This is a genomic window from Pseudomonas sp. LJDD11 (genome assembly GCF_024584215.1).
Taxonomy (GTDB): Bacteria; Pseudomonadota; Gammaproteobacteria; order Pseudomonadales; family Pseudomonadaceae; genus Aquipseudomonas.
In genome coordinates this window covers 143,939-159,454 of the sequence record NZ_JANJFL010000008.1, presented here as the reverse complement: position 1 = coordinate 159,454, position 15,516 = coordinate 143,939, and the positions used below count along the sequence as shown (strand labels likewise).

At 59.2% G+C, this 15,516-nt stretch carries 15 protein-coding genes; 3 read left to right on the top strand and 12 right to left on the bottom strand.

The window, feature by feature from the left end; all coding sequences use genetic code 11:
* Positions 1 to 9 precede the first annotated feature (9 nt).
* The 6 genes from NRB16_RS12290 to rplM all read right to left on the bottom strand — a co-directional run bounded on the left by NRB16_RS12290 (position 10) and on the right by rplM (position 4,757).
* Positions 10 to 627: a glutathione S-transferase N-terminal domain-containing protein gene (locus NRB16_RS12290; RefSeq protein ID WP_045487957.1), complete on the bottom strand. Its 618-nt coding sequence runs from the start codon at positions 625 to 627 to the stop codon at positions 10 to 12.
* A gap of 456 nt (positions 628 to 1,083) precedes the next feature.
* Positions 1,084 to 1,863: a cytochrome c1 gene (locus NRB16_RS12285; RefSeq protein WP_253139310.1), complete on the bottom strand. Its 780-nt coding sequence runs from the start codon at positions 1,861 to 1,863 to the stop codon at positions 1,084 to 1,086.
* Positions 1,863 to 3,074, bottom strand: coding sequence for a cytochrome bc complex cytochrome b subunit (locus NRB16_RS12280; RefSeq protein ID WP_045487951.1), 1,212 nt, complete (start codon positions 3,072 to 3,074; stop codon positions 1,863 to 1,865). The genes NRB16_RS12285 and NRB16_RS12280 overlap by 1 nt, the downstream gene beginning before the upstream one ends.
* Complete coding sequence (gene petA / locus NRB16_RS12275) at positions 3,074 to 3,667, bottom strand: ubiquinol-cytochrome c reductase iron-sulfur subunit (RefSeq protein WP_045487949.1); 594 nt, start codon at positions 3,665 to 3,667, stop codon at positions 3,074 to 3,076. The genes NRB16_RS12280 and petA overlap by 1 nt, the downstream gene beginning before the upstream one ends.
* 254 nt (positions 3,668 to 3,921) lie before the next feature.
* Positions 3,922 to 4,314 carry a 30S ribosomal protein S9 gene (gene rpsI, locus NRB16_RS12270; RefSeq protein WP_045487946.1) on the bottom strand — a complete coding sequence of 131 codons (393 nt, stop codon included), beginning with the start codon at positions 4,312 to 4,314 and terminating at the stop codon, positions 3,922 to 3,924.
* A gap of 14 nt (positions 4,315 to 4,328) precedes the next feature.
* Positions 4,329 to 4,757: a 50S ribosomal protein L13 gene (gene rplM / locus NRB16_RS12265; protein ID WP_045487943.1), complete on the bottom strand. Its 429-nt coding sequence runs from the start codon at positions 4,755 to 4,757 to the stop codon at positions 4,329 to 4,331.
* Between the two features lie 474 nt (positions 4,758 to 5,231).
* Between rplM and NRB16_RS12260 the strand changes: the two genes are divergently transcribed.
* The gene (locus NRB16_RS12260) at positions 5,232 to 6,128 is read left to right on the top strand and encodes a GlxA family transcriptional regulator (RefSeq protein ID WP_162484354.1); all 897 of its coding nucleotides are present in this window, start codon (positions 5,232 to 5,234) and stop codon (positions 6,126 to 6,128) included.
* A gap of 105 nt (positions 6,129 to 6,233) precedes the next feature.
* On the opposite strand, the gene zapE is transcribed toward NRB16_RS12260, so the two are convergent.
* From zapE to NRB16_RS12245, 3 genes are all read right to left on the bottom strand, one after another.
* Positions 6,234 to 7,328, bottom strand: a complete 1,095-nt coding sequence (gene zapE, locus NRB16_RS12255) for a cell division protein ZapE (RefSeq protein WP_045487938.1) — start codon at positions 7,326 to 7,328, stop codon at positions 6,234 to 6,236.
* A gap of 62 nt (positions 7,329 to 7,390) precedes the next feature.
* On the bottom strand, positions 7,391 to 8,740 hold the full coding sequence (locus NRB16_RS12250; RefSeq protein WP_257106230.1) for a tryptophan--tRNA ligase: 1,350 nt from the start codon (positions 8,738 to 8,740) through the stop codon (positions 7,391 to 7,393).
* A gap of 27 nt (positions 8,741 to 8,767) precedes the next feature.
* Positions 8,768 to 9,397, bottom strand: a complete 630-nt coding sequence (locus tag NRB16_RS12245; protein ID WP_253139316.1) for an alpha/beta hydrolase — start codon at positions 9,395 to 9,397, stop codon at positions 8,768 to 8,770.
* Positions 9,398 to 9,541: 144 nt separating this feature from the next.
* On the opposite strand from NRB16_RS12245, the gene NRB16_RS12240 reads away from it, so the two are divergent.
* Complete coding sequence (locus tag NRB16_RS12240; protein ID WP_045487934.1) at positions 9,542 to 9,976, top strand: YhcB family protein; 435 nt, start codon at positions 9,542 to 9,544, stop codon at positions 9,974 to 9,976.
* Between the two features lie 158 nt (positions 9,977 to 10,134).
* Here NRB16_RS12240 and cysN read toward each other — a convergent pair whose 3' ends face one another.
* The 3 genes from cysN to NRB16_RS12225 all read right to left on the bottom strand — a co-directional run bounded on the left by cysN (position 10,135) and on the right by NRB16_RS12225 (position 14,133).
* Positions 10,135 to 12,036 carry a sulfate adenylyltransferase subunit CysN gene (gene cysN, locus NRB16_RS12235; RefSeq protein WP_045487932.1) on the bottom strand — a complete coding sequence of 634 codons (1,902 nt, stop codon included), beginning with the start codon at positions 12,034 to 12,036 and terminating at the stop codon, positions 10,135 to 10,137.
* A gap of 185 nt (positions 12,037 to 12,221) precedes the next feature.
* Positions 12,222 to 13,139, bottom strand: coding sequence for a sulfate adenylyltransferase subunit CysD (gene cysD / locus NRB16_RS12230; RefSeq protein WP_045487930.1), 918 nt, complete (start codon positions 13,137 to 13,139; stop codon positions 12,222 to 12,224).
* A 235-nt stretch (positions 13,140 to 13,374) separates the two neighbouring features.
* A complete protein-coding gene (locus NRB16_RS12225; RefSeq protein ID WP_253116305.1) occupies positions 13,375 to 14,133 on the bottom strand; it encodes a Nif3-like dinuclear metal center hexameric protein in 759 nt (252 codons plus the stop codon).
* 166 nt (positions 14,134 to 14,299) lie between these two features.
* Between NRB16_RS12225 and algW the strand changes: the two genes are divergently transcribed.
* Positions 14,300 to 15,472 (top strand): Do family serine endopeptidase AlgW, encoded by a 1,173-nt coding sequence (gene algW, locus NRB16_RS12220; RefSeq protein WP_257106229.1) that lies wholly within the window; start codon positions 14,300 to 14,302, stop codon positions 15,470 to 15,472.
* The last annotated feature ends 44 nt before the right edge of the window (positions 15,473 to 15,516 follow it).

The window sequence follows — 15,516 nt, the reverse complement described above, 5'->3', positions numbered from 1 at the left end:
CCTTAAGCCTTAGCGCATTTCACGTTCAGCAGCAGACAGGCTTGCCTGAAATGCTTCGCGCGCGAACTGGCGCTCCATGTAATCGAGCAACGGCTTGGCGTGCCGCGGCAATTCAATACCCAATATCGGCAAACGCCAGAGTATGGGCAGTAGACAGCAATCGACGAGACTTTGCTCGTCACTGAGAAAAAAAGGTTTCTCGGCAAACAACACAGAGACACCTGTCAGACTCTCGCGCAGTTCCTTGCGCGCCTGTACCCGCTCGCCTTCCTTGCTACGCGGATTCAGGATCAGATCCACCAGCGCACACCAGTCACGCTGGATCCGGTGGGCCAGCAACCGGGTATTGGCTCTGGCCACCGGATAGACCGGCATCAAGGGCGGATGCGGATAACGCTCTTCCAGATACTCCATCACCACCGTCGGCTCGTACAACGCCAGGTCCCGATCGACCAGAGTCGGCAGGCTGCCGTAAGGATTCACCTCGATCAATTGCGCAGGCAGCCGGTCAGCCACCACATCGATGATCTCGGCAGCAACGCCCTTCTCGGCGAGCACGATACGTACGCGATGGGAATAGTGGTCGGCGGGGTCGGAATAACAGGCCAACCGATTGGTCACGCCCATGGTGATCCTCCTCGCTTGTAGAAATTTATGTAATACAAATGCAAACGCGCCCCGCAATGCCTGAGTTGCTGATCGTCAGCGGCAGGCAACAGTTGCGGGCCACAAGATAGCTTATTTACCGATGGTAAATCTGCAATCCTGGCCCGCTACTATACCCGCACTGCGGCGATTCTCTTAACACAGACAAGCAAAGGCGCGTGCGTTGGTGCAAAAACGGCCGGCCAGGGGCTGTTGCTGTTTCAGCGCAGGCCGCGTTGCAGCCCCAAATCGTGTCAGGCGAGGCGAAGGAGACAGGAAATGGTCACTCCCTTTTCAAATCCTTCAACGCAGCATGGCGCGATTTGGGGCGCAACGCGCAGGGCCGTGGCTGTTTTGTCGCACTTACTCCAACAGGTGAAGCCTATGCAGGCCGACAAAACAGACCTCGGCGCGGTTGTGATGAAACGGCAACAGCTCCTAGTGAACGTCTTTCCAGTATTCGCGCTTGAGCAGCCAGGCAAACACGAAGAAGAACGCCAGATACAGCAACACCCAGGTGCCGATCCGCTGATGCTCAAGCTTCACAGGGTTGGCCGAGTAGGCCAGGAACGTCACCAGATTGCGGACTTTCTCATCGAACTGCTCCGGATTGAGACTGCCCGTGCCCGCAATCACGGTCAGTTGATCACATGCCTCATGGGTCAGCGGTGAACCACTCAACGGGTCATATTGCTTCTTGCCGTCCACTTCCAGCGCCACCTGCTTGCAACCGATAACTTGACGCCCTTGCAGACCGGCCAGCACATTGGGCATACCGACATTAGGGAATACCCGATTGTTGACCCCCATAGGTCGCGACGGGTCTTCATGGAACGAGCGCAAGTAGTTATATAGCCAATCGGTACCGCGCACCCGCGCCACCAGGGTCAGGTCGGGCGGCTCGGCGCCGAACCAGGCCTTGGCGTCTTCGGCGCGCATGCTGCTTTTCATATGGTCACCGATCTTGGCACCGGTAAACACCAGCATCTGCAACATGGTTTCGTGCGCGATACCCAGATCGTCCGCCACACGCTCATAGCGCTGATACTTGGCCCCATGACAGCCCATGCAGTAGTTGACGAACGTGCGCGCACCGTCCTGCAGCGCAGCCTTGTCGGAGACGTCGATGTCGACCGGCTCCAGCTTCAGACCCGCTCCGGCCGCCAGAGCCAGCATGGGCAGGCAAGCCAGCATCAATACAGCGAATAGCTTTTTCATCAGCCTGTCACCCTCTCTGGAACCGGTTTGGTTTTTTCGAGCCGGGTATAGAACGGCATCAGAATGAAATACGCGAAGTACAGGAAGGTGCAGATCTGCGACAGCAATGTGCGCCCCGGGGTAGGCGACAACACCCCCAGCACCCCCAGCGTCACAAACGCCACGCAGAACACCGCCAGCCAAACCCGGCTCAGCCAGCCCTTGTAACGCATCGAACGCACCGGGCTGCGGTCCAGCCACGGCAGGACAAACAGCACAGCAATCGCAGCGCCCATTGCCATAACGCCCATGAGCTTGTCCGGGATCGCGCGCAAGATTGCGTAGAACGGCGTGAAGTACCAGACCGGCGCAATATGCTCCGGAGTCTTGAACGGATTGGCCGCTTCGAAATTGGGCTTTTCCAGGAAGTAACCGCCCATTTCCGGAAAGAAGAACACAATGGTGCAGAACACAAAGAGAAACACCGCAACGCCAACGATATCCTTGACCGTGTAATACGGATGGAACGGGATACCGTCCAGCGGAACGCCGTTCTCGTCCTTGAGCTTCTTGATATCGATGCCGTCAGGATTGTTCGAACCGACTTCATGCAGCGCCAGGATATGCAGAACCACCAGGCCGAGAATCACGATCGGCAGGGCCACCACGTGCAAGGCGAAGAAGCGGTTGAGGGTGATGCCGGAGATCAGATAATCGCCACGAATCCACTCGGTCAGCGCGTCGCCGATAAAAGGAATGGCACCGAATAGCGAGATGATCACCTGCGCCCCCCAGTAGGACATCTGCCCCCAGGGCAACAGATAGCCCATGAACGCCTCTGCCATCAGCGCCAGGTAGATGAACATACCGAAGATCCACACCAGCTCACGAGGCTTCTGGTAAGAGCCGTACAGCAGGCCGCGAAACATGTGCAGGTAGACCACGATAAAGAATGCCGAAGCCCCGGTGGAGTGCAGCAGACGCAGGATGGCGCCGTACTCCACATCACGCATGATGTACTCGACAGACGCGAAGGCATCTTCGGCGGTCGGCGTGTAGTTCATGGTCAACCAGACACCGGTGGCCAGTTGGTTGACCAGCACCAGCAACGCCAGCGAGCCGAAGAAATAGAAAAAGTTGAAATTCTTGGGTGCGTAATACTTGCTTAGATGCTCTTCCCACATCCGGGTTGCCGGGAACCGCGCATCGATCCATGCCATGAATTTGCTCATCACGCTTTCTCCTGATCGACGCCGATGACAATGACCGTCTCGGACTCGTAGCTGTGCGGCGGCACCGGCAGATTCAATGGTGCAGGCTGCGCCTTGTAGACCCGCCCAGCCAGGTCGTAGCGCGACCCGTGGCAGGGGCAGAAGTAACCGCCCACCCAGTCAGCACCCAGGTCGGCTGGCGCCACTTCGGGACGAAAGGTCGGCGAGCACCCCAGATGGGTACACAGACCGACCAGCAGGAGTATTTCCGGTTTGATCGAGCGCAACGCCTGGTCGACATATCCGGGCTGCACCGAAGCCCTGGACTCAGGGTCCGACAGCTGCGCAGTACGCTTGCTCAACTCAGCGAGGATCTGCGGCGTTCGGCGCAGAATGAACACCGGCTGACCGCGCCATTCGGCGACCATCTGCTGCCCCGGCTCGATCTTGCCGATATTGACCTTCACCGGTGCACCTGCGGCCTTGGCCTTGGCACTGGGAAACCACGACCCCACGAACGGGACCGCAGCCCCTACCGCCCCTGCTGCCCCGACTACCGAAGTCGCTGCAACCAGGAAGCGACGCCGGCCTGGATTGACGCCGTCATTGCTCATTCCGCCCTCTCCCGTCCACTGCAGCCTCTGATTGATCAGAGACCTGCACGATAAAATCTAGTCATTGCCAAGTGGCCGGGATGGTAAATAAAGCCCCTTCTGTCAACAAGGTCTTAAGACCCCTCAAAAGGTAGGAATAGCTGTAAACATTGACTTACAACAATGAGGCGATTTGCCACACAGATAAATGAGGGGCATAAAAAAACGCCCGGCTTCCGAAGAAGCGGGCGTTCTTTTTGAGGCGTAAAAGCGAATTAACGCTTCGAGTACTGCGGACGCTTACGCGCTTTACGCAGACCGACTTTCTTACGCTCAACTTCACGGGCGTCGCGAGTAACGAAGCCGGCTTTACGCAGGGAGCTGCGCAGCGACTCGTCGTATTGCATCAGGGCGCGAGTGATACCGTGGCGGATTGCGCCAGCCTGGCCACTTACGCCGCCACCGATAACGGTGACGTAGATGTCGAATTTCTCGGTGGTCTCGGTCAGTTCCAGTGGCTGGCGAACTACCATGCGGGCAGTTTCACGGCCAAAGAACACGTCCAGCGAACGGTTGTTGATCGAGATGTTACCAGTGCCCGGACGCAGGAAAACGCGAGCGGTTGCGGTCTTGCGACGGCCAGTGCCGTAATTTTGAGTCGCCGACATAATCAACTATTCCGTTAAAACTTCAGTTCTTGGGGCTGCTGAGCAGTATGAGGGTGAACAGCGCCCGCATAGACTTTCAGCTTACGGTACATGTCGCGACCCAGCGGGTTCTTAGGCAGCATGCCCTTAACCGCGGTCTCGATCACGCGCTCAGGAGCCTTGTCGATCAGCTTTTCGAAGTTGATCGATTTGATCCCGCCCGGGAAACCGGAGTGAGAGTAGTAGATCTTGTCGGAAGACTTGGCACCAGTAACACGGATCTGCTCGGCATTGATCACGACGATGTAGTCGCCAGTGTCAACGTGCGGAGTGTATTCCGGTTTGTGCTTGCCACGCAGACGGCTCGCGATTTCGGTGGCCAGACGACCCAGGGTCTGGCCAGCAGCGTCGACGACGAACCAGTCGCGCTTAACTGTTTCCGGTTTAGCAGTAAAAGTTTTCATTCTTTATAGCCTCAGGGGCCGCCTGAAAAAAAATAGACGGCGGAGCTTACTGAATAGTGCATTCTCTGACAAGCCAAACAGGCCAGCCGGAGTCAGCCGGAAACAGACGCTATCGGGGGCTCGGGTCAGCGCGTCCGCATACGGCAGATTCTTTAGCGACGGGGCATCACTCCCGCAACCAAGAGGTGGCGAATTATACAGGCTGCAACAAGAAGCTCAACCGGAATTTCGTCCTGTCCTCACCACCGGACATGAGCGGCGGGCCAGAGCCTTGATGGTTATTGTTACAGGGGATCCTTCAGGCTGGACAGGACCGGCAAAACATAAGACGATCCAGCCGTTGTTTGACCACTATTACCTATAAGAACAAAGATCATGCCGATACAACCCTGCGCCGTATTGCGGCGTGTGAGCATCCTGGCGATTGACCGGGTGTTCGCCTCAACCCTGATGCAGGCCAAGGATTTCTTCCATCTGGCCAGCCTGCGCTACAGCAAACAATTGGGCCACGGCATCAAGCCTGCCTTCGAAATCCGCCTGGTCAGCCCCGACGGCCAGCCCGTCAACAGCTTCAGCGATGTCATGCTGCCGGTCGACGGCGGCCTGGAGTCCAGCGACATCATTGTACTGCCCGCCTTCTGGGATGACTTCGATGCACTTTGCCAGCGCTATCCGCAGGTGCTGCCATGGCTGCGCGAACAACATGCCAGAGGCGCAGTATTGTGCGCCGAAGCCAGCGGTGTGTTCTGGCTGGCGGCCAGCGGCCTGCTCGACGGCAAGGAAGCGACCACTTACTGGCGGTTCTTCAATGAGTTCACCGAGCGGTTTCCGAAAGTGCTGCTCAATCAGGACAAACACATCATTGATGCTGACAACCTGTATTGCGCAGGCGGCAGCACTTCGGCGTGCGATCTGTACATCTACCTGATCGAGCGGTTTTGCGGTGCCAACGTGGCCCAGGCCGTGGCCCGCGACATCCTGTATGAGGTACGGCGCAATTATTCGCCAGGGCGGATCGGCTTTGGCGGCCAGAAGCTGCACCAGGACATGATCATCCTGCAAATCCAGCACTGGCTCGAAGAACACTTCGCCGACAAGTTCCGTTTCGAGGACGTGGCCCGCGAACACGGCATGAGCATTCGCAATTTCATGCGCCGCTTTCAGGGAGCCACCGGCGACAAACCGCTGCACTACCTGCAACGGCTACGCATCGAAACAGCCAAAGGACTGCTCTCGGCCACGCGCAAGAGCATCAAGACCATCAGCTACGAAGTGGGCTACGACGACGCCAGTTTCTTCGCCCGCCTGTTTCGCCAGCACACAGAGCTTTCACCGAATCAGTATCGCCAGCAATTCCAGCAGGCGGCGTAGAAGCAGCTACAAGCGGTAAGCTTCAAGCTGCAAGAAGAAACAAGGCAGACCGTGTGCGGCTCTTGCTCCTTCTTGCAGCTTACCGCTTGAAGCTTGCGGCTGCTTTCAGGGCTTGTGCGCCCGCGCCAGGAATTCGTGGGACTGCATCTCCAGCAGGCGGCTGAGGGTGCGCTGGAATTCGAAGTTCAGGCGACCACCGGAGTACAGGTCCTTGAGCTCGACTTCGGCCGAGATGATCAGCTTGACGTTGCGATCGTAGAATTCGTCGACCATGTTGATGAAACGCCGGGCGATGTCGTCGGTGGTCACGCTCATCTGCTCCACATCGCTGAGCAGCACGGCGTGGAAGATCTTGCCCAGTTCGATGTAGTCGTTCTGGCTGCGCGGGCCGTCACACAGATCACGGAAGTTAAACCAGGCGACATCGTCACAGGTACGCAGGGCGCGGATTTCGCGGTTTTCGATCATCAGCACGTCGTTTTCGACGGTCTGTGCACAGTCGGGCGTCAACGCCTTGAAGCTGGCGCGCAGGCTCTGCTCTGCGGCCTCGTCGAGCGGGAAGTGAAACAGCTCAGCCTGCTCCAGATGACGCAAACGATAGTCCACGCCACTATCAACGTTGACCACCTCGGTATGCTGCTTGATCAGCGCGATGGCCGGCAGGAAACGCGCCCGTTGCAGACCGTCCTTGTACAGACCGTCTGGCACGATGTTGGAGGTCGCCACCAGCGAAACGCCATTTTTGAACAGTTCTTCCATCAGCGTGCCAAGAATCATGGCATCGGTAATGTCAGACACGAAGAATTCATCGAAGCAGATAATCCGCGCTTCTTCCGAGAAACGCTTGGCGATCACGGTCAGCGGGTTCTTCTCACCCTTGAGGGTCTTCATCTCGTCATGCACGCGCTTCATGAAGCGGTGAAAGTGCGTGCGCATCTTCTGCTCGAACGGCAGCGCGTCGAAGAAGGTGTCAACCAGATAGGTCTTGCCCCGACCTACACCGCCCCAGAAATACAGGCCTTTGACAATCTCCGGCTCTTTCTTGCCGAACAGCTTGCCGAACAGGCCGGGCTTGCTGTTCTGGGCGGCAATCAAATCGTCGTACAGGCGCTGCAGGTGACGCACAGCGTTTTCCTGAGCGGCATCATGAAAGAAGTCCGGGCGTTTCAGATCGGCTTGATATCGTTCCAGGGGCGTCATAATTGGTCAGCAGGGCAATAAAAGCGGGCCGCCACTTTAGCGACGGCCCCGAGGAATGGCAATCAGTCCTGTTGAGGAGCCAACGCCGACTTGAGGGTTTCGATGGCCGCATCGCGGGCCACGGTATCCTTGAACACCGGGCTGTCAGCCACACAGGCATCGTCCAGCCACAGGCTGAAACGGTCGGCCTCGGCACGGATATCCAGCGCGTCGCCCTGTTGCAGCTGTTTGCTGACCGCACCGGCCGCCTTGCCGTCGGCAAAAGCGCGAGACAACAGCAATTGCTCACCGTCAGCGGCCAGCAGGCGGAAACGGAAACTGCCGTCGTCCTCGCGGAAGCTCACGAACCGCGCCGCCTTGACGGCCTTTTTCTTGCCGCTGTCAGCGCTCTGTATCACCGAGCGGAACGAGCGCAGGCCCACCGCTTCACGCAGGGTTTCGAGAAATGGCGTGGCCGTGCGGCGAGCCTTCTGCGCGCCAGCCAGAAGAATGTCTTCCAGGTCGGCAGGCCGGGCGATCAGGCCCTGATAGATTTCCCGTGGCGCGCTCAACTGCTCGTCAAGCAGGTTGAACAACCGGCTCTTGGCCTCGCCCCAACCCAGACCATCGAGCAACTCGCTGCGCAACGCAGCGCTCTGCTCAGCCGTGGAAAACGCCTGATACAGGGTAAACAGGTGCGAGTTGTCAGGGTCTTTGGCCTCGCCCGGCGCCCGCGAGTCGGTAACGATGCGCGAGATGGCGTCCTTGAGGTCCTTGGCGCTGCTGAACAGCGGGATGGTGTTGTCGTAGCTCTTGGACATCTTGCGCCCGTCCAGGCCTGGCAAGGTGGCCACCGTTTCTTCGATCTGCGCCTCAGGCAAGGCGAAAAAATCCTTGCCGTTGCCAAACAGGTGGTTAAAACGCTGGGCGATGTCGCGGGCCATTTCCACATGCTGGATCTGGTCACGACCGACCGGAATCTTGTGCGCATTGAACATCAGGATGTCGGCCGCCATCAGCACCGGATAGCTGAACAGGCCCATGGTCACACCGGCATCGGGGTCTTCGCCGCTTTCGACGTTCTTGTCGACCGACGCCTTGTAGGCGTGAGCACGGTTGAGCAGGCCCTTGCCCGCGACACAGGTCAGCAGCCAGGTCAGCTCGGGGATTTCCGGGATGTCCGACTGCCGATAGAAAGTCACCCGCTCAGGGTCCAGACCGGCTGCCAGCCAGGTGGCGGCGATCTCCAGGCGCGAACGCTGGATGCGCTGCGGGTCGTCGCACTTGATCAGGGCATGATAGTCGGCCAGGAAGTAGAACGAATCGGCGCCAGGCTGGCGGCTGGCGACAACCGCCGGACGAATCGCGCCGGCATAGTTGCCCAGATGAGGAGTGCCGGTGGTGGTGATACCGGTCAGGATACGAGTGGTCATGGCAGGTCGCTTAATCAGTGAAGTGCATCAATTCGAGAGCCGGGGCATGACCAGATCCTTCAGATCCGTCAGCTTGCCGTGGAAGAAGTGTCCGCATTCTGCCACTTTCAGCAGCTCATGGGGGCGCGGCAACACGGCCGACCAGTCATACACCAGCGCAGGCGCAATGACTTCATCGGCGTCAGGCTGGATAACGGTCAGCGGCGCCTGCTGCGGCAGGGCGTCGTGATCCTTGAAGCGCGACACCGCCGGTGCGATCAGAAACACATGTTCCAGAGCCTCGCCACGGGCCTCCAGCTCGCCGCACAGCGATCCGGCGACATACCCACCAAAAGAGAAACCAAACACGGTGAGCGGCAGCTCAGGCTGCTGCGTGCGCAGCCAGCGAGCGGCGGCGCGGGCATCGTCGACTTCCTCGGTGCCAGCGACTGAAGTGCCGGCGCTGGCGCCCACTCCACGATAATTGAAGCGCAAGGTGCTCAAGCCGGCATCGCGGGCAGCACGTTGCAAGGTGGCAACCACCTTGTTGAGCATGGTGCCGCCCTGCACCGGGTTGGGATGGCAAATCAGCGCCACACCTTTCGCATCGGGCAGGTCCTGATAAAGTGCTTCGAGCTGGCCCTGCGGGCCGTCAATGAAAACAGGGGTTTCGCGCATAGCGGTGAAGAACTCCGTGACCCCGAAATGGGTCAACTCGTCTAGCTGATTGTCTGTGCCTGGCATATCGGCGACGCGTCGCGGCTATACAGCGCAGGTTCCAGCCGTTAACGTAATGCAAAGCCGTTTATAGAGGAAGGACTCGTGGAACACTCGCTCTTAGTTTGGTTGTTGCCGACTCTTGCCCTGGTTGCCGGTGTCGTCATTGGTTTCCTGGTCGCACGTCTGCTGCCCAACACCGTTCCGAACAGCACCCAGCGTCAGCTGGATGAGGTTCAGGAGCGTTTCGATACCTATCAGAACGAGGTGGTCACTCACTTCAACAGCACGGCTAATCTGGTTCAGAAGCTGACCCAGCAGTATCAGGAAGTCCAGGAGCACCTCGCTGAAGGCGCCAACCGCCTGGCGCTGGACGAACTGACCCGGCAACGCCTGCTGGCCGCCATGCACCCAGAGGCGCATCACGCACCACGCGATCGGCTGACTCCGCCACGCGATACCGAAGCGCCCAAAGACTACGCACCCAAATCGCCAAACTCCCCTGGCATGCTGGATGAGCATTACGGTTTGAAAAAGTAACCTGTACGCCGTTATGAAAAAGCCCCCGCGCCGCAAGGCCGGGGGCTTTTTCTTTGGTGCCGTTTCAGCGATACGATGGGAGTGGCCAGCTGGCGAATCCATGGTGGAGGTACCACAGTCTTCGCCAGCAGAGCCTCTCACCTGGCCTCAATAGGACATCAGATCGCGCCGCGGCTACGCAGCACGTCCAGTACCAGCTTGACGCCCTCCTCCACACTCACGCGCTGGGTATCGATCACCAGATCGGCGTCCAGCGGCACGTCGTACGGGAAGGACTCGCCCGGGATGTTATCGCCATTGGCAGCATACAAACCCTGCGGGTCACGCTCACGGCAGGCGCTTGGCGAAGCCTGCACGTAGACCGTCACCAGACGCTCTTTGCCGATCAACGCCTTGGCCTGCTCGCGACCTTCGGCATCCGGCGCAACGAACGCGGCCAGGGTCAGCAGGCCGGCTTCGTTGAACTGGCGCGCCACATGGGCGGCACGACGCCAGTTCTCGGTACGTCCGGCACGGTCCTGCGGCAGTCCTTTGTTCAAGTCATGACGCAGGTTCTGACCATCGAGCACGTAGACCGAACGGCCCATGTCGAACAGCTTGCGCTCCACGGCATAGGCCAGAGTGCTTTTGCCGGCGCCCGAAAGGCCGCTGAACAAAACAGTGGCAGGCTGCTGGCCCAGACGCAGGGCGCGCTCTTCAGTAGAAACGTGAGCCTGCTTGCCGTGCTGGCCATTACCACCGTGTGGCAACACCGGTTGCGCGATGATCATGCCGGCACCAACAGTGCCATTGGTCAGGCGATCGATAACGATGAAGGCACCGGTGGTGCGGTTGCTTTCGTAACCGTCCAAGGCGATGGAGGCATCGAGGGCAACCTTGACCCGGCCGATCTCGTTGAGCTGCAGCGCACTGGCGGCGCCGTGCTCAAGGGTGTTCACATCGACCTTGTGGGTGATGCTGGCAATCGAGCCCGGCACGTAGCTGGTAGCGCGCTTGATGTCATATTTCTTGCCCGGCAGCATCGGCTCTTCGGACATCCAGACCAGCATCGCGTCGAACTGGTCGGTGACCGGCGGCACGTTGTCGGCATGCACCAGCAGGTCGCCACGCGAGATGTCGATTTCGTCTTCCATGGTCAGGGTCACGGCCTGGCCGGGACCGGCCTGCTCCAGCTCGCCTTCATAGGTGACGATGGACTTGACCCGGCTGCTCTTGCCCGACGGCAGCACCACGACTTCGTCACCCTTGTGCACGATGCCGCTGGCCAGGGTGCCGGCAAAGCCACGGAAATTCAGGTTCGGACGGTTGACGTACTGCACCGGGAAACGCAGGTCGGTGAAGTTGCGGTCGGCGGCCACCTCGACGGTTTCGAGGATTTCCATCAGCGCGGGGCCGGTGTACCACGGCGAACGCTCGCTGCGGTTGACCACGTTGTCGCCCTTGAGCGCCGACATCGGCACGAAGTGCAGGCTGCTCGGGGTCAGGTTGATCGCCTCGGCGAACTTCAGGTAGTCGGCCTTGATCGACTCGAAAACCTGCTCGTCGAAGCCCTTGAGGTCCATCTTGTTGATCGCGACCACGATGTGCTTGATGCCCAGCAACGAGGCAATGTAGCTGTGGCGGCGGGTCTGGGTCTGCACGCCGTAACGGGCGTCGACCAGAATGATCGCCAGGTCGCAGGTCGAGGCACCGGTGGCCATGTTGCGGGTGTACTGCTCGTGGCCCGGGGTGTCGGCAATGATGAACTTGCGCTTGGCAGTCGAGAAGTAGCGGTAGGCCACATCGATGGTAATGCCCTGCTCGCGCTCGGCCTGCAGACCGTCGACCAGCAGCGCCAGATCGATTTCTTCGCCGGTGGTGCCGACCTTCTTCGAATCGCGGGTGATGGCTTCCAGATGGTCTTCGTAGATCATCTTGGAGTCGTGCAGCAGACGCCCGATCAGGGTGCTCTTGCCGTCATCGACGTTACCGCAGGTAAGGAAACGCAGCAGCTCTTTACGCTCGTGCTGCGCCAGATAAGCGAGGATGTCTTCGCTGATCAAATCGGATTGGTGGCTCATTGCATTCAAGCTCCAAGCTGTAAGCTTCAAGCGGCAAGCTTGTCGGCGTACAACTAGTCAAAAATTCTGTTGGTCGTTCACTGCCGGCCTTTTCCAGGCGTCGTCGCAATGCAAGCGGCAATCCACAAAATCCAGAAGCTACTCAGTCTGCTTCCACTTGCAGCTTGCCGCTTGTAACTTGAAACTCAGAAATACCCTTGACGTTTCTTGTCTTCCATCGAGCCTGCGCCATCGTGGTCGATGACACGGCCCTGACGCTCGGACGTCCGGGTCAGGAGCATTTCCTGGATGATGTCGGTCAGGCTTTCGGCGTCGGACTCGACGGCGCCCGTCAACGGGTAGCAGCCCAGAGTACGGAAGCGCACCTTCTTCTTGACGATACGGGCCTTTTCTTCCTCGGACAGGTGCTCGAGGATGCGCTCGTCGTCGATCATGATCAGGGTGCCGTTCTTCTCGATGACTTCACGCTCGGCGGCGAAGTACAGCGGCACGATCGGGATGCCTTCGAGGTAGATGTACTGCCAGATGTCCAGCTCGGTCCAGTTCGACAGCGGGAAAACGCGGATCGACTCGCCCTTGTTGACCTTGCCGTTGTAGACGTTCCACAGCTCCGGGCGCTGGTTCTTCGGGTCCCAGCGATGCTTGCTGTCGCGGAACGAGTAAACGCGCTCTTTGGCCCGCGATTTTTCTTCGTCGCGGCGCGCGCCACCGAAGGCGGCATCGAAACCGTGCTTGTCCAGCGCCTGCTTGAGGCCCTGGGTCTTCATGATGTCGGTGTGCTTGGCACTGCCGTGGGTGAACGGGTTGATTCCCTGGGCAACCCCTTCCGGGTTGACATGGGTGATCAGTTCCAGGCCCATTTCCTCGACCATTTTGTCGCGGAAGCTGTACATCTCCTGGAATTTCCACTGGGTATCGACGTGCATCACCGGGAACGGCAGCTTGCCAGGGAAAAAGGCCTTGCGTGCCAGATGCAGCATCACGGCCGAGTCCTTGCCGATCGAGTACAGCATCACCGGGTTATCGAACTCGGCGGCGACCTCGCGGATGATGTGGATGCTTTCCGCCTCCAGCTGTTTCAGATGCGTCAGTTTGTCAACCATGGCTACTCACGGATTGCATGTATTGTGGTCAGGCCTGCACCAACCACGCGCGACAAGGCGCGTTTAATGGCAGACCCGGTCCAGTGGCGGCCGGCGGGCCGTATTCGAGCCGCGCACTTTATCATGCACGACCACCGCACTTCAGTGAGCACAATAGATCGAAACGATCTAACCATATAGCCGCCGGTTTGGACCTGCGAGCCGGTTGCCTGACCATCACGCTCTGGGTCGCGGCTCAGACCGGGTTGGGACAGTCGATGAAAATGTGCTCCAGCGCAAAGCGCCGCGCCAGATAATCACCCAGTGCCTGCACGCCGTAACGCTCGGTGGCATGATGGCCGGCGGCAATGAAACTGATGCCGTTCTCTTGAGCGCTATGAAACGTCTGCTCGGAGGCTTCGCCGCTGAAGTACAGATCAACCCCCTCAAGCACCGCCTGGTCGATGTAGCCCTGGCCACCGCCAGAACACCAACCGACGCGCTGCACCATCCGGTCGCCCTCAATCAACAACGGCTCGCGGCCCAGTACCTCCTGGACGCGCCGGGCAAAGTCACGGGCGCTGACCGGCTCGGCCAGCGAGCCGACCAGCCCCACTACCTTGGGGTCAGCGGGATTCAACGGCCCTTCGACCGTGATATCCAGTTGCCGCGCCAACTGCACGTTGTTACCCACTTCCGGGTGCACGTCCAATGGCAGATGATAAGCCAGCAGGCTCATGTCATGCCTGAGCAGGGTCTTCAGGCGACGTTGCTTCATCCCCACCACGCAGGGATTCTCGCCTTTCCAGAAGTAACCATGATGGACCAGAACCAGATCGGCCTGGGCCTCGACAGCGGCATCGAGCAACGCCTGGCTGGCGGTCACACCACTGACAATACGCATGACCTGTGGGCGCCCTTCGACCTGCAGGCCGTTGGGGCAATAGTCCTGGATCCGGGCGCTGTTGAGGTAGCGATCGGCTTCTTCAACCAGGGTGGTGAGGGCTACGGCCATGAAAGATTCCTCGATGAACGGTTCGGTATCGCGGTCAGCACAACATAGATACCTTAAATTGCGTGAGTAATACGAGACAGCGCCTGCGGTGCTCGTATAATGCCCGCCATTATGGCGCAGCCCGGCTAATAAATTCTGCGCCTGTCACTCCCAGGATCTTCTCTCAATGCTAAAGGCACTGCGCTATTTTGGCTGGCCATTGCTCGCAGGCGTATTGGTCGCCCTGCTGGTCATCCAGCGTTTTCCTCAATGGGTCGGTTTGCCCAGTCTGGACGTCAATTTGCAACAGGCACCGCAATCCACCCAGATTGTGCAGGGCCCTTCGTCGTATGCCGACGCGGTCAGCGCTGCCGCACCGGCGGTGGTCAACCTGTACAGCACCCGGCTGATCAACAAGTCGGCCAACCCGCTGTTCGAAGACCCGCAATTCAGGCGCTTTTTCGGCGACAACCAGCCCAAACAGAAGCGCATGGAATCGAGCCTGGGGTCTGGCGTGTTGATGAGCCCGGAAGGCTACATCCTCACCAACAACCACGTAACCAGTGGCGCCGATCAGATCATCGTGGCACTCAAGGACGGTCGTGAGACCGTGGCGCGGGTCATCGGCAACGATCCGGAAACCGACCTGGCAGTAGTCAAGATCGATCTTAAAAACCTGCAGGCCATCACCATTGCCCGTTCTGACAACATTCGCATCGGCGACGTTGCACTGGCGATCGGCAACCCGTTCGGCGTCGGCCAGACCGTCACCATGGGCATCATCAGCGCCACCGGGCGCAACCAGTTGGGCCTCAATACCTACGAAGACTTCATTCAGACCGACGCGGCGATCAACCCCGGCAACTCCGGTGGCGCACTGGTTGATGCCAACGGCAACCTGATCGGCATCAACACCGCGATTTTTACCGAGTCACGCGGCTCGCAAGGCATCGGTTTCTCGATCCCGACCAAACTGGCGATCGATGTGATGAAGTCGATCATCGAGCATGGTCAGGTGATCCGCGGCTGGCTGGGCATTGAAGTACAGAACCTGACCGCCGATCTGGTCGAGTCCTATGGCCTCAAAGACCGTCAGGGCGTGGTGGTATCTGCGGTATTTCGCGACGGCCCGGCGCAAAAGGCCGGCCTGCAACTGGGCGATATCATTCTGAGCATCAATGATGAAGTGGCCACCGACGGACGTCGCGCCATGAATCAGCTGGCCCGCGCTCGACCAAAGGAAAAGATCGCGATCAATGTGCTGCGCAATAACAAGGAACTGCGCCTGACCGCAGAAGTGGGGATTCGTCCACCACCGGCTCCAGCCCCGGCCCACACCCCGGCCGCCAACGCGCAATAACCCGTGTCGGCCTTGGCCGCGAACCTGATGGTTCGCGGCCAAGG

Coding starts and splice junctions, on each gene's coding strand:
- zapE (WP_045487938.1), bottom strand. CDS start 7,328: ATGACGCCCCTGGAACGATATCAAGCCGATCTGAAACGCCCGGACTTC.
- cysD (WP_045487930.1), bottom strand. CDS start 13,139: ATGGTTGACAAACTGACGCATCTGAAACAGCTGGAGGCGGAAAGCATC.
- NRB16_RS12250 (WP_257106230.1), bottom strand. CDS start 8,740: ATGACCACTCGTATCCTGACCGGTATCACCACCACCGGCACTCCTCAT.
- rplM (WP_045487943.1), bottom strand. CDS start 4,757: ATGAAAACTTTTACTGCTAAACCGGAAACAGTTAAGCGCGACTGGTTC.
- algW (WP_257106229.1), top strand. CDS start 14,300: ATGCTAAAGGCACTGCGCTATTTTGGCTGGCCATTGCTCGCAGGCGTA.
- cysN (WP_045487932.1), bottom strand. CDS start 12,036: ATGAGCCACCAATCCGATTTGATCAGCGAAGACATCCTCGCTTATCTG.
- rpsI (WP_045487946.1), bottom strand. CDS start 4,314: ATGTCGGCGACTCAAAATTACGGCACTGGCCGTCGCAAGACCGCAACC.
- petA (WP_045487949.1), bottom strand. CDS start 3,667: ATGAGCAATGACGGCGTCAATCCAGGCCGGCGTCGCTTCCTGGTTGCA.
- NRB16_RS12290 (WP_045487957.1), bottom strand. CDS start 627: ATGGGCGTGACCAATCGGTTGGCCTGTTATTCCGACCCCGCCGACCAC.
- NRB16_RS12245 (WP_253139316.1), bottom strand. CDS start 9,397: ATGCGCGAAACCCCTGTTTTCATTGACGGCCCGCAGGGCCAGCTCGAA.
- NRB16_RS12280 (WP_045487951.1), bottom strand. CDS start 3,074: ATGAGCAAATTCATGGCATGGATCGATGCGCGGTTCCCGGCAACCCGG.
- NRB16_RS12225 (WP_253116305.1), bottom strand. CDS start 14,133: ATGGCCGTAGCCCTCACCACCCTGGTTGAAGAAGCCGATCGCTACCTC.
- NRB16_RS12285 (WP_253139310.1), bottom strand. CDS start 1,863: ATGAAAAAGCTATTCGCTGTATTGATGCTGGCTTGCCTGCCCATGCTG.